At 69.9% G+C, this 12,429-nt stretch carries 12 protein-coding genes and 1 pseudogene; 9 read left to right on the top strand and 4 right to left on the bottom strand.

Going from position 1 to position 12,429, the window contains the following annotated elements; all coding sequences use genetic code 11:
- Positions 1 to 4: 4 nt before the first annotated feature.
- Positions 5 to 598: an imidazolonepropionase-like domain-containing protein gene (locus ACIBUY_RS38720; RefSeq protein ID WP_399155156.1), complete on the top strand. Its 594-nt coding sequence runs from the start codon at positions 5 to 7 to the stop codon at positions 596 to 598.
- Between the two features lie 21 nt (positions 599 to 619).
- On the opposite strand, the gene ACIBUY_RS38715 is transcribed toward ACIBUY_RS38720, so the two are convergent.
- Positions 620 to 973, bottom strand: a complete 354-nt coding sequence (locus tag ACIBUY_RS38715; RefSeq protein WP_399155155.1) for a hypothetical protein — start codon at positions 971 to 973, stop codon at positions 620 to 622.
- A gap of 81 nt (positions 974 to 1,054) precedes the next feature.
- On the opposite strand from ACIBUY_RS38715, the gene ACIBUY_RS38710 reads away from it, so the two are divergent.
- The 3 genes and pseudogenes from ACIBUY_RS38710 to ACIBUY_RS38700 all read left to right on the top strand — a co-directional run bounded on the left by ACIBUY_RS38710 (position 1,055) and on the right by ACIBUY_RS38700 (position 4,354).
- Complete coding sequence (locus tag ACIBUY_RS38710; RefSeq protein ID WP_365576813.1) at positions 1,055 to 1,744, top strand: demethylmenaquinone methyltransferase; 690 nt, start codon at positions 1,055 to 1,057, stop codon at positions 1,742 to 1,744.
- A gap of 162 nt (positions 1,745 to 1,906) precedes the next feature.
- A pseudogene (locus ACIBUY_RS38705) lies at positions 1,907 to 1,975 on the top strand (zinc-ribbon domain-containing protein); the annotation flags it as partial.
- 90 nt (positions 1,976 to 2,065) lie between these two features.
- Positions 2,066 to 4,354, top strand: coding sequence for a hypothetical protein (locus tag ACIBUY_RS38700; protein ID WP_399155196.1), 2,289 nt, complete (start codon positions 2,066 to 2,068; stop codon positions 4,352 to 4,354).
- Positions 4,355 to 4,371: 17 nt separating this feature from the next.
- On the opposite strand, the gene ACIBUY_RS38695 is transcribed toward ACIBUY_RS38700, so the two are convergent.
- Positions 4,372 to 4,656 (bottom strand): PASTA domain-containing protein, encoded by a 285-nt coding sequence (locus tag ACIBUY_RS38695; protein ID WP_365576902.1) that lies wholly within the window; start codon positions 4,654 to 4,656, stop codon positions 4,372 to 4,374.
- Between the two features lie 124 nt (positions 4,657 to 4,780).
- Entirely contained in the window at positions 4,781 to 5,296 is a 516-nt protein-coding gene (locus tag ACIBUY_RS38690; RefSeq protein WP_365576815.1) for a GNAT family protein, read from the bottom strand.
- A gap of 143 nt (positions 5,297 to 5,439) precedes the next feature.
- Here ACIBUY_RS38690 and ACIBUY_RS38685 point away from each other — a divergent pair, with 143 nt between their 5' ends.
- Positions 5,440 to 6,741: a geranylgeranyl reductase family protein gene (locus ACIBUY_RS38685; RefSeq protein ID WP_399155154.1), complete on the top strand. Its 1,302-nt coding sequence runs from the start codon at positions 5,440 to 5,442 to the stop codon at positions 6,739 to 6,741.
- Positions 6,742 to 7,896: 1,155 nt separating this feature from the next.
- Here ACIBUY_RS38685 and ACIBUY_RS38680 read toward each other — a convergent pair.
- Complete coding sequence (locus ACIBUY_RS38680; protein WP_365576821.1) at positions 7,897 to 8,709, bottom strand: C40 family peptidase; 813 nt, start codon at positions 8,707 to 8,709, stop codon at positions 7,897 to 7,899.
- Between the two features lie 718 nt (positions 8,710 to 9,427).
- On the opposite strand from ACIBUY_RS38680, the gene ACIBUY_RS38675 reads away from it, so the two are divergent.
- Genes ACIBUY_RS38675 through ACIBUY_RS38660 form a run of 4 tightly spaced genes read left to right on the top strand, consistent with a single transcriptional unit; the run spans position 9,428 to position 12,411 of the window.
- A complete protein-coding gene (locus ACIBUY_RS38675) occupies positions 9,428 to 9,787 on the top strand; it encodes an NADH-quinone oxidoreductase subunit A (RefSeq protein ID WP_007383963.1) in 360 nt (119 codons plus the stop codon).
- A 34-nt stretch (positions 9,788 to 9,821) separates the two neighbouring features.
- Positions 9,822 to 10,376 (top strand): NADH-quinone oxidoreductase subunit B family protein, encoded by a 555-nt coding sequence (locus tag ACIBUY_RS38670; protein ID WP_006133126.1) that lies wholly within the window; start codon positions 9,822 to 9,824, stop codon positions 10,374 to 10,376.
- Complete coding sequence (locus tag ACIBUY_RS38665; RefSeq protein ID WP_399155153.1) at positions 10,373 to 11,092, top strand: NADH-quinone oxidoreductase subunit C; 720 nt, start codon at positions 10,373 to 10,375, stop codon at positions 11,090 to 11,092. The genes ACIBUY_RS38670 and ACIBUY_RS38665 overlap by 4 nt, the downstream gene beginning before the upstream one ends.
- Positions 11,089 to 12,411, top strand: a complete 1,323-nt coding sequence (locus tag ACIBUY_RS38660; protein ID WP_365576825.1) for an NADH-quinone oxidoreductase subunit D — start codon at positions 11,089 to 11,091, stop codon at positions 12,409 to 12,411. The genes ACIBUY_RS38665 and ACIBUY_RS38660 overlap by 4 nt, the downstream gene beginning before the upstream one ends.
- Positions 12,412 to 12,429: the final 18 nt, after the last annotated feature.

Genomic DNA, 12,429 nt, shown 5'->3' with positions numbered 1-12,429 from the left:
CCCTGTGCTGACACTTCACGTCGTCGTCGACGACTCCGCCGTCCTCGTCGACGGCGAGTACGTCAAGGCACTCGGCCCGTACGAGGAGCTGGCCGCCGCCGCTCCGCAGGCGCGGGTGCGGCGCTGGCCCGGCATCCTCACGCCGGGACTGCTCAACCCGTACGGCCCCGAGATCCTCGAGTCCACGTACCACCCCGATCCGCGCGAGGCCGACACGTACGGGACCGTGCCGATCGGCGGGGAGCGGGCGCGGGAGATCTTCCGCGCCGACCCCTCGCGGCTCGGCGCGAGCGCGCGCCGGGGCGTGCAGCGGCTGTTCGCGCACGGCACGGTCGCCCTCGCGGGGGAGCTGACGGCCAAGGCGGTCCTGGAGGTGGCGCAGCGCTCCGGCTTCGTCTTCGGCGGCCGCCCCGAGCGGCTGCCCGGGCCCGTCTCGCTGTCCCCGAAGCCGCTGGTGCTGCTGCCCGCGCTCGCGGTGGGCGGGCCCGCGCGGTTCGCGGTGTTCGACGTGACGGACCGGGACGACCTGGTGCGGCGCGGGGCGTCGACCTGTGTGGCGACCGTGATCGGCGGTCGGCTGGTGTACCGGGCGCGCTGACCGGCGCACGGATCCGCCCGGTCAGCGGGTGGTGACGACCACGCAGTTCCCGGGATCTCCGCTCACCACCCCGGCGTCCCCGGTGGCCTCTGCGGCATCTGTGGCCTCGAAAGTCTCGGTGAACTGCAGGTCGATCCCGTGCGACGAGGGATCCGGCACGGGGTACGCCGTCGGCACCGGCGGCCGTGGTTCTGGGGACGGGCACGCCCCCGGCAGCGTGATCGGCGTCGGTGACGGCGGTGCGTGACCCGCGGGCCGCGGCCCGCTCGTCGGCTCGATGCCGCCCTCCATGACCTGCGTCACCGCCCAGCCACCCACCACCAGACCCACCCACGCCCCGGCCGCCCAACGCCGCGCCGCCCCCAACTCGCCCACCTCCGAGCCTCGTTCGATGCCCCCGCATCCTAGGTGGGCCCGGTCGGCCGGGCGCGGGGTCCGTACTGCCACAATGGGCGGGTGACCCGCGCATCCCTGGACAAGCAGCCGCACGAAGTCGCCTCGATGTTCGACGACGTGGCGGAGAAGTACGACCTCACGAACGACGTGCTCTCCCTCGGGCAGGCGCGGCAGTGGCGCAAGGAGGTCGCCAAGGCGGTCGACGCGCGGCCCGCGCAGAAGGTCCTCGACCTCGCCGCCGGTACGGCCACGTCCTCGCAGCCCTTCGTGCAGGCCGGGGCGTACGTCGTGCCCTGCGACTTCTCGCTCGGCATGCTGCGCGTGGGCAAGCAGCGTCACCCCTGGATGCCGTTCACGGCCGGGGACGGGACGAAGCTGCCGTTCAAGGACGACACCTTCGACGCCGTCACCATCTCCTTCGGGCTGCGCAACATCCAGGACACCGACCAGGCGCTGCGCGAGCTGTACCGGGTCACCAAGCCGGGCGGCCGCGTCGTGATCTGCGAGTTCAGCCACCCGACCTGGGCGCCGTTCCGGACCGTCTACACCGAGTACCTGATGCGCGCCCTGCCGCCGGTCGCGCGCGCCGTGTCCTCGAACCCGGACGCGTACGTCTACCTCGCCGAGTCCATCCGCGCCTGGCCCACGCAGCCGGAGCTCGCGGCCCGCCTCCAGGGCGCCGGCTGGCAGCGGGTCGCCTGGCGCGACCTGACCGGCGGCATCGTCGCGCTGCACCGCGGGACCAAGTAGTCCGTCTGCTCCTGTAACGGTTCAACTTCACTGACTCCCACGGGCGTTGGCGGGGAACCGGACGGCGGGAAGATGTGTCCGTTGATTACGTGGTGACGACCGGTGACGGTGTGTCACCCGTTCGTCCCCGGATCGTCCCCCGGAACATCACGGAGCACTCCGATGCCGTCGTTCTGCCCGCACTGTGGAGCCGAGGCTCCCGATGACGCCCGCTTCTGCATGAGATGCGGCCGGGAACGCTCCCCAGCCGCACCAGCCGCACCAGCCGCACCGGCCGCACCAGCCGCCCCTGCCACGCCGCCCCCTCCGGCCCACCTCCCCATGGGCCCGCCGCCTCCCCCCGCCCCTCCCGCTCATGCCCCGGGCCCCGCTCAGCCCTCGGCCGTCGGGCAGTTCTTCTCGCGTGCGCTGCGCGGCGACTGGGCTGGGGCCGCGCAGGCCGCGCTGTGGCCGGTCGGGCTGCTGCTGATCGCCGCGTTCGCCTTCGCCATACCGTCGTACGGGCAGGATTCGGGCGACGTCGTGGTCGGCTTCGGGGACCGGATGCGGATCGCGCTCGCCTCCCTGCTCCAGGGAGTCGGCGGCAGCCTGGAGATCTCCGGCAAGAGCTCCGGCGGCTCGATGTACGGCAGCGACTTCGACTCCGCGTCCTCCACCGCCACTGCCACCGCGACCGCGTCCATCTCCGTCGTCCCGCTCCTGGTGACGGTGCTGTGGATCGTGGCCCTCGTCATCGGCGTACGGATGCTGCGCACGCGTCTGTACGCACGGATCGTGCCCGGCGTGCCCGGCGTGCCCGGCGCGTCCGACGGGGCCACCGCAGGGCTCGAAGCGGCGGTGCGCGTCGCGCTCCTCGTGGCCGGCGGGACGCTGGTCCTCGCGCTGATCGGGCAGCCGGACATCGAGGACGTGTCGCTGTCCACGGCCCCGTTCCTGACCGCGCTGTGGACGCTGCTGCTCGCCCTCGCGGTCGCCGGGGGAGTGCTCCACGCCGACGACCTGCGGTACCGGGTCGCGGCCGCGCGGCCCGGGGTGCGGATGACGGTGCGGGCCTTCGGGACGGCCGTGCGCGTCATGGGCTGGGTGCTGCTCGTCGCGGCCGTGCTCGGCTACATCGGGCTCGCCCTCTTCGGCGAGGACGGCGGCAACAGCCCCTCCGACCTGTCGGACGCCGCCGACTCCGACTTCGACGGCTCGGCCGCCGCGGGCCTCGGCGCGTTCCTGATGCTGCTGCCCAACCTCGCGCTCGCCGTGCTCGGCCTGTGCTGGGGTGCTCCGCTGGAGGCCGAGGGGCGCGGCTCGTCCTCCTCGTTCGGCAGCGGCAGCAGCTACGAGAAGGCGTCGCTCGGCCTGTCCCGGCTCGGCGACGAACTGGGCTCGGGCGCCCTCGTCTACGCCCTCGTCCTCGGCCTCGTCTGCGCGCTGCTCATCGGTGTCCTCACGGCCCGCCGCTCGCTCGACCGGCGGGAGCAACTCCTCGCCTGCGGGCTGTTCTTCGGCCTGTTCCTGCTGCTCGCCGGGGTCGGCGGCCTCGCCGTGGAGGGCTCGGCAGGCAGCGACCTCTTCGGCAGCGGGGGCGGCCGGTTCGAGATGGGCGTCAGCGTGCCGGACGCGCTGCTGTTCGGGCTGTTGTGGGTGGGCGGTGCGGCGTTCGTCGGCCCGCATCTGCTGCGGATGGTTGGGGGCGGGAGCGGGGCGGGGCTCGCGCCGGTGCCGGGGATGCCGGTACCGGGGATGCCTGCGCAGGGGATGCCCGCGCCCTTCACGGCCCCGCCCGCGCAGTTGCCGGAGCAGGCAGCCGGGTCGTACGCGCCGAGCGAGGCGTACGACCCGTACGACCCGGGCACCGTCCACCTCGCCCCGCCGCCCGCGGACGGCGCGCACCCCAAGCGGCGCGTCGGCATCTGGATCGGCACGATCGCCGGGGCGTTCGTCATCGGCGGCGGTGCCGCGGCCGGTGTGCTGCTGCTCCAGGACGACGGCGGCGACGGCAAGGACGACGCCAAGGACAAGAAGCCGGCGGCCGCGCAGACCCAGCAGTCACCGTCACCTTCACTGTCACCTTCACTGTCACCTTCGTCCTCGCCGACATCGGAGCCTTCGGTGAGCGCGAGCCCGGATGCCGCCGGTGCGCCCACCGGCATGCCCGACGTGCCGACCGGCTACCACCAGGTCTTCGACGAGAAGGGCTTCTCTTTCGTCGTCCCGGACGTCTGGAGCCGCGTCGGCATCGAGAACGACAGCCAGATCACGTACGCGGGCAGCACCGGCTTCGAGAAGTACGTCATCGGCGTCATCCCGAACGCGGACTACACCTCGCAGGGCAATCTCCTCACGATGGAGAAGCACCTCAAGGAGGACAAGAAGAAGACCGGGTACCAGCGCATCCGCCTGGAGACGAACACCTTCCAGGGCGAGGACGGCGCCGTCTGGGAGTACACGTACAAGGACGAGGCCGGGCAGACCGTTCACGGCATCGACCAGTCGTACATCGCCGCCGACGGCACCGAGTACACGATCTTCCTCACCGGTAAGGAGGACGTCTGGACCGACCTGCGGGGGACCTATCAGATCGGCCTCGACTCCTGGCGGCTCACGGACATGGACTGATCACGGACACGGACTGATCACGGACACGGAGTGAACGGCTCGGCGGGCTCCGGGAGTTCGCGGCGCATGCCACCGCCCTTCGGGCCCGGCTCTAGGGGCACGCGCACGCCCGCCCCGCCGTCGCCCTCGCCGTCACCGAGGTCGAACCAGACGGTGACCACCGCGCTGCGGGGGACCTCGACGCCCGGCAAGGGGTACTGGCGCACCACGTAGTCCACCGTCACGAGGTCGAAGTCACCGCGGTCGGCGGCGGCGAGCAGCACACCGTGCTCGTACGCCGCCTGCCGTGCGTCGACCGCCATCAGGCCGACCAGCTTCGGCACGCGGACTTCCGGTGTCTCGGGCGTCTTGGGCGTCTTCCGCACAGATGTCACCCCCAGGAGGTACCGGCAGGGTAGCTCTGAACGCCCGTGCTGCACACCGGCGTTACAACACCAGGCGGAAGCAGTGCCCTTGGCGGCCGGTCGGCGTCACGAACGTCTCGGCGAGATCCATGCCGAGGCGCCGGGTCACCGCGATCGAGCGCTCGTTGCGCGCGTCGACCATCGCGACGACGCTGCCGATCCCCGCGGCCCGCACCCGCTCCAGCGTGGCGTGCGCGGCGGCCGTCGCATAGCCCTTGCCCCAGTACGCGCGGCCGAGTCGCCAGCCGATCTCGATCTCGCCGGTCGGGCCCCAGGCGTGCCGCCAGGGCTGCGCCCCTGCGAAGCCCATGACCTCGCCCTCCTCGTTGAGCAGGGACCACAGGCAGAAGCCGAACTCCGCGTCGTGCATGCGCTGCCGGGCCGTCGCCTCGTGGTGGACCGAGAGCTCGGACGCCGCGGCCCGGCCGCCGAGGAACTCCATGACCTCCGGGTCGTCGAACACCCGGTGCCAGGCGAAGGCGTCCTCGTGGGTGGGGACGCGCAGTTCCACGGCGGGCGGCACGTATACGCGGCTCATGGGCTGGCCCTTCGGCTGGGTGATCGGTACCGCTGAATAGACTGCCCATGTCCGTGCCGGACGGCACACCGTTTTCGCGACCACGTTCTTCGGGACGACCGATTTTCGAGCCCACCGTTTTCGAGCCTTGGGGAGACCCCGCCGTGACCGAGCAGCCCAAGCCCCTCTCCGAGCACAGCGCAGACGTGATCGTCGTCGGGGCCGGCCCGGCCGGTTCGACGACCGCCTACTACCTCGCCAAGGCGGGCCTCGACGTCCTGCTCCTGGAGAAGACGGCGTTCCCGCGCGAGAAGGTGTGCGGTGACGGCCTGACCCCGCGCGCGACCAAGCAGCTCGTCTCCATGGGCATCGACATCTCCGAAGAGGCCGGCTGGCTGCGCAACAAGGGCCTGCGCATCATCGGCGGCGGCGTCCGCCTCCAGCTGGACTGGCCGGACCTCGCCTCGTACCCGGACTACGGTCTCGTACGCAAGCGGGACGACTTCGACGAGCAGCTGGCCCGGCAGGCGCAGAAGGCGGGTGCCCGCCTGTACGAGCAGTGCAACGTCGGCGCGCCGATCCTCGACGAGCGCACCGGCCGGATCACGGGAGTGCACGCGAAGTTGGGCGACGCGGGCGACAAGCGCGAGGTGACCTTCCACGCGCCGCTGGTCGTCGCCGCCGACGGCAACTCCACCCGGCTCTCCCTCGCCATGGGCCTGCACCGCCGCGAGGACCGTCCGATGGGCGTCGCCGTCCGTACGTACTTCACCTCGCCCCGCCACGACGACGACTACCTGGAGTCCTGGCTGGAGCTGTGGGACAAGCGCGGCCCTGGCGAGGACCGCCTCCTGCCCGGCTACGGCTGGATCTTCGGCATGGGCGACGGCACGTCCAACGTCGGCCTCGGCATCCTCAACTCCTCCAAGGCGTTCCGGGAGTTGGACTGGCGCGAGGTCCTCAAGGCCTGGTGCGCGTCGATGCCGGAGGACTGGGGCTACACCCCGGAGAACATGACGATGCCGATCCGCGGCGCCGCCCTCCCGATGGCCTTCAACCGCCAGCCGCACTACACCAAGGGCCTGCTCCTGGTCGGCGACGCGGGCGGCCTGGTCAACCCGTTCAACGGCGAGGGCATCGCGTACGCCATGGAGTCCGGCCAGATCGCGGCCGACGTCATCGTGCAGGCGCACGCCCGCCCGACCGACGCGAGCCGCGAACTCGCCCTCCAGCGCTACCCGCAGATCCTCAAGGACACCTACGGCGGCTACTACACGCTGGGCCGCGCCTTCGTGAAGATGATCGGCAACCCGAAGGTCATGAAGATCGCGACGCAGCGCGGTCTGACCCACCCGGTCCTGATGAAGTTCACGCTGAAGATGCTCGCGAACCTGACGGACCCGACGGGCGGCGACGCCATGGACCGGATCATCAACGGCCTGAGCAAGGTGGCCCCCAAGGCCTGACCGCCGCCCCGGCCCTCCTGGCCGACCCACGCTTTCGGCTCCGTCGGCTCGCGGAGGGCCGGACCCGCGGCGAGGCTGGCGACATGAACGATCCGTACGCAGGCCCGCAGCCCCCGTCCGACCCGAAGCAGCCGAAACGGATTCAACGGGGGCAGCAACCTCCGCCGCGGGGAGGGAAGTCAGGACCCGGAGCGCGCCATGGGGCTCCGTACCCGCGACATCTGTAGCCGAGCTCTGAGCCCTGAGCTCTGAGATCTGAGCCCTGAGATGTTCCTGTGACGCAGCCGCGGGCAACGATCGCCGGGGTTGAGGAGCCGAAGGGGGGGGGCGAGCCGTGCCGCGGCTCGCCCCCCCTTCGACGTTGAGCGGCCGCACCTGCCGTCGCCGCCTCCGGCGCTGCTCCGATCCAGGTCGCCATCACGGGTAGAACCGCGTGAACCTGCTCCTTCAGGGCGACAACGCCGAGACGTCCTGGTGAGCGGCGCGGACCTCCCGGGCCGAGCCCGAGGGCTTCAAGGCCGGTGACACGTCCGAGGCGCCGGTCGGCTTCCGCAACACGACGGCCCCGGCCGGATGAGCGCCCAGCGCACCGGCGGCGAGCCCTTCTCCTTCACGGTCGAGGTCCCCAAGGGCGTGACCGCCACGAACAGGGGGCGTAGAGGGCTGCCGGTGCTGGGTGCCGCAACCGCTCCTGGAGGACGCGAAGCTGACGTTCCCGTTCGAGCTGCGGATCGACAAGGTGGTGGAGAACGCCAAGGGCAAGGTCCTGCTGGAGTACGCGGACAGTCCGCACGATTCGAACCAGGGCAACAACACCGCCTGGATCGTCCTCAACGGCACCGGCGATGACCCGAGCACGGGCGGCTCATCCGACGGCGGCTCCTCCGCGAGCCCGTCCCCGTCCACCGGCACCACGTCAGTTCGTCGGATTCATCCGGTTCATCCGGTAACACCGATTCATCCACCGATAGCACCGGTTCGTCCGGTAACGCCGGTTCGTCCGGCGAGGATTCGGCGACGCGGTCGTCCTCGTGCTGCGCCGCAGGACCGCCTGAGGCACGCATGTGAGCGGATGCACGAAGGCCGCCGCGCCCCGGGGCGGGGAGCGGCGGCCTTCGCCGTACGACAGGGAACCTCAGAGAACCTCAGAGAATCTCAGAGGACGCGGACCGCGCCGCTCGCCGGGTAGCCGGACAGGTCCTGGATGACGACGCCCTTGGACGGGTTGGCGGCGTCGAGGTACTGGCCGTTGCCGATGTAGACACCGACGTGGTACGCCGAGCCCGCGCCGCCCCAGTACAGGAGGTCGCCGACCTGGACGTTCGAGAGGGAGACCGGGGTGCCAGCCGTCGACTGCGCCTGCGAGGTGCGCGGCAAGTCCACGCCGGCCTGGCGGAACGCGGCCTGGACGAGGCCGGAGCAGTCCCACGAGTTGGGGCCCGTGCCGCCCATCACGTACGCGTCGCCGAGCTGAGCCTTCAGGAAGCTGATGACGGCGCCGACGGAGCCGCTGGCGGGGGCCGTGGCGGTCTCGGAGCCGGTGGAGGCGGTGGAGAGCGTGGTGCGCGCGCTGGAGCGGGAGGCGGCCTGCTCGGCGGCCTCACGCGCGGCCTTCGCCTTGGCCTCGGCCTTCTTCTTGGCCTCCGCCTTCTTCTCGGCGGCGGCCTGGTCCTTCTTCGCCTGGTCGGCAGCCTTGGCGAACGCCTCGTCGCGCTCCGCCTGGAGCTGGTAGTTGGCCGCGGCCTGCTGCGTGGCGTCCGCGGACTGGGCGACCTGGGAGGACAGGTCGGCGGTGAGCGTGGGCAGCTCGATGGTCTGGGTGACCGGCTCGGCAGCGTTCGCCGCACCGGACGCACCAGCCACTGCCAGGGTGCTGAGGACGCCACCGGTAACTCCGGCGCGCAGGGCCATCTTCGAGGCGCTGCGACGGGGCTTCCGGTGGCTGGGTATGTGAGCGGTGTGGGACATGAGTACAACCGCTATCAGGGCTTCACGGTTCCCTTCAAGAAACGTGTGGTGCGCCACAGTTGTGAAGCCGCGGCGTGAATCCCCGCCCCAGCGGCCCTTATTGACGCCGTAAAGGGCAATACGGACACGGGCGTTCGGGGCTGTGATCACTGCGTTTCCGCAATACGTCCGAATTGCCCGGCGCCTACCATTCGTTGACACCGTTGGCCAAGCCCGGTTTCCGTAGCGTTACTTGGTGCGTGACGCAGGTCACACCGAACCCCTAGGGGGCGCCCCTGGCGTCCACTTCCATCCACACCGCTCCCCCTGATGTGTGAACGACGTCCACTATCAGCCACCGCCGTCCAGCACCAATTTGCCTGCAGCGCCCACCTCTTGATAGAGCGCCGAGCCTCCTACCAGCGGTTACGTGGCAAGTTGTCACCTCTGGTGATCACTCAGGTGCTTCGAGTGTGAAGATCACCGCTCATCCGACTTCATGATCCTTCGTCAGGTGGTGGAGATCACAAAGTAGTTGGCGCACCCCGTGTCGCAGATCACAGAGCACCAGGCATAGGATGCGGGGCAAGTTGGGCTTGTGACCTGCTTCACATGTAAGCGATCTTCGACCGTTTGCAGGAGGGGCGGGGTGCCACGAGCTCGTGCAACCTCCCCCTGGCTCTTGAGGGGCAGGGGGGACCCCCATGCAGTCAGTGCCGACTGAGAGGAGCGAGGAGCGGTGAACGCGTATGCGCCCATCCTCGTACTGGGAGCCCTCGGGGCAGGCTTTGCGATTTTCTCCGTGGTCATGGCCACGCTTATCGGTCCAAAGCGGTACAACCGGGCGAAGCTCGAGGCCTACGAATGCGGGATCGAGCCGACCCCCACGCCGGCCGGTGGCGGGCGCTTCCCCATCAAGTACTACCTGACGGCGATGCTCTTCATCGTCTTCGACATCGAGATCGTCTTCCTTTACCCCTGGGCCGTCACCTTCGACGCCCTGGGGGTTTTCGGGCTCGTGGAGATGCTGCTCTTCGTGCTCACCGTCTTCGTCGCGTACGCGTACGTATGGCGGCGCGGCGGCCTGGAATGGGACTGAGCCCCGTATAGGGGAGACCGGGAGCCACAGACCAATGGGACTCGAAGAAAAGCTGCCGAGCGGATTCCTTCTCACCACCGTCGAGCAGGCCGCGGGCTGGGTGCGCAAATCGTCCGTCTTTCCTGCCACGTTCGGGCTCGCGTGCTGCGCCATCGAGATGATGACGACGGGCGCGGGGCGCTACGACCTGGCGCGGTTCGGCATGGAGGTGTTCCGCGGATCGCCCCGACAGGCGGACCTGATGATCGTCGCCGGGCGGGTGAGCCAGAAGATGGCGCCCGTCCTGCGCCAGGTCTACGACCAGATGCCCAACCCCAAGTGGGTCATCTCCATGGGCGTCTGCGCCTCCTCCGGCGGCATGTTCAACAACTACGCGATCGTGCAGGGCGTCGACCACGTCGTCCCGGTCGACATCTATCTGCCCGGCTGTCCGCCCCGGCCCGAGATGCTGATGGACGCGATTCTCAAGCTCCATCAGAAGATCCAGTCCTCCAAGCTCGGCGTGAACGCCGAGGAGGCGGCCCGTGAGGCGGAGGAAGCGGCGCTCAAGGCGCTCCCGACGATCGAGATGAAGGGGCTGCTGCGGTGAGTGACGAGCAGTTGAACGGGTCCGGCGGGGCGCTGCCGGAGCAGCGCGGCACGGCCGGCGAGGAGATCCGCGTCCAGCGGGGCATGTTCGGCGCCAACAATGGCGGCGATACGTCGGGTTATGGCGGACTTGTCCGGTCCGTCCGGCTGCCTGGCGAGGCCGTCCGCCCCTACGGCGGCTGGTTCGACGAGGTCGCCGACGAGCTGGAGGGCGCCCTGGAAGAGCAGGGCCTCGTCCCCGAGAACGCCATCGACAAGACGGTCGTCGACCGCGGCGAGCTCACCTTCCACATCGAGCGCGAGCACCTGGTCCGCGTCGCCCAGACGCTGCGCGACGACCCGGCCCTGCGCTTCGAGCTGTGCACGGGCGTCTCCGGGGTGCACTACCCCGGCGACAAGGGGCGCGAGCTGCACGCCGTCTACCACCTGCGGTCGCTCACCCACGGTCGGCTGCTCCGCCTCGAGGTCTCCATGCCCGACGCGGACCCGCACGTCCCGTCCCTGGTCTCCGTGTATCCGACGAACGACTGGCACGAGCGCGAGACGTACGACTTCTTCGGCATCGTCTTCGACGGCCACCCCGCGCTGACGCGGATCATGATGCCGGACGACTGGCAGGGCTTCCCGCAGCGCAAGGACTATCCCCTCGGCGGCATCCCCGTCGAGTACAAGGGCGCCCAGATCCCGGCTCCGGACCAGCGGAGGTCGTACTCGTGACCACACCCCACGCAACCCCTCGCGCCACCACCGAAGGCACCGTCTACACGGTCACCGGTGGCGACTGGGACGAGATCGCCCAGTCCGCGGCCAAGTCCGACGACGAGCGCATCATCGTCAACATGGGCCCCCAACACCCCTCCACGCACGGGGTGTTGCGCCTGATCCTGGAGATCGACGGCGAGACGGTCACCGAGGCCCGCTGCGGAATCGGTTATCTGCACACCGGCATCGAGAAGAACCTCGAATTCCGGACATGGACGCAGGGCACCACGTTCGTGACGCGCATGGACTACCTGACGCCGTTCTTCAACGAGACGGCGTACTGCCTCGCCGTCGAGAAGCTCCTCGGCATCGAGAACGAGATCCCCGACCGGGCCTCCGTCATCCGTGTGCTCCTCATGGAGCTGAACCGGCTGTCCTCGCACCTGGTCTGCATCGCCACCGGCGGCATGGAACTCGGCGCGACCACGATCATGATCTACGGCTTCCGTGATCGTGAACTCATTCTCGACATCTACGAGTTGATCACCGGCCTGCGGATGAACCACGCGTACATCCGGCCCGGCGGACTCGCCCAGGACCTGCCGCCCGGCGCGGTGGACCAGATCCGCGAGTTCGTGAAGAAGATGAAGAAGAACCTTCCCGAGTACGACAAGCTCGCCACCGGGAACCCCATCTTCAAGGCCCGTATGCAGGACGTCGGTTACCTCGACCTGGCCGGCTGCATGGCCCTCGGCGCCACCGGCCCGATCCTGCGCTCCGCCGGCCTGCCGCACGACCTGCGCAAGACGGACCCGTACTGCGGCTACGAGAACTACGACTTCGAGATCCCGACCGCCGACACCTGCGACTCCTACGGGCGCTTCCTGATCCGCCTGGAGGAGATGCGCCAGTCGCTGCACATCATCGAGCAGTGCCTGGACCGGCTCGCCCCCGGACCGGTGATGGTCGGCGACAAGAAGATCGCCTGGCCCGCCCAACTGGCCCTCGGTCCCGATGGGTTGGGCAACTCGCTCGACCACATCAAGAACATCATGGGCACCTCCATGGAGGCCCTCATCCACCACTTCAAGCTGGTGACCGAGGGCTTCCGCGTCCCGCCGGGACAGGCGTACGCCGCCGTGGAGTCGCCCAAGGGGGAGCTCGGCGTGCACGCCGTGTCCGACGGCGGCACCCGCCCCTACCGGGTCCACTTCCGCGACCCGTCCTTCACCAACCTGCAGGCGATGGCCGCGATGTGCGAAGGCGGCCAGGTCGCCGACGTCATCGTCGCTGTCGCATCCATCGACCCCGTGATGGGAGGCGTCGACCGGTGACCACCAGTTCCACAGAAC

It is taken from the genome of Streptomyces sp. NPDC050085, assembly GCF_044460595.1.
Taxonomy (GTDB): domain Bacteria; phylum Actinomycetota; class Actinomycetes; order Streptomycetales; family Streptomycetaceae; genus Streptomyces.
This window is presented reverse-complemented; position numbering and strand designations above follow the sequence as displayed.

Bases quoted from the DNA above. Each gene is read 5' to 3' on its own strand.
- ACIBUY_RS38670 (WP_006133126.1), top strand. From the start codon at position 9,822: ATGGGACTCGAAGAAAAGCTGCCGAGCGGATTCCTTCTCACCACCGTC.
- ACIBUY_RS38695 (WP_365576902.1), bottom strand. From the start codon at position 4,656: ATGGCGGTCGACGCACGGCAGGCGGCGTACGAGCACGGTGTGCTGCTC.
- ACIBUY_RS38680 (WP_365576821.1), bottom strand. From the start codon at position 8,709: ATGTCCCACACCGCTCACATACCCAGCCACCGGAAGCCCCGTCGCAGC.
- ACIBUY_RS38690 (WP_365576815.1), bottom strand. From the start codon at position 5,296: ATGAGCCGCGTATACGTGCCGCCCGCCGTGGAACTGCGCGTCCCCACC.
- ACIBUY_RS38700 (WP_399155196.1), top strand. From the start codon at position 2,066: ATGGGCCCGCCGCCTCCCCCCGCCCCTCCCGCTCATGCCCCGGGCCCC.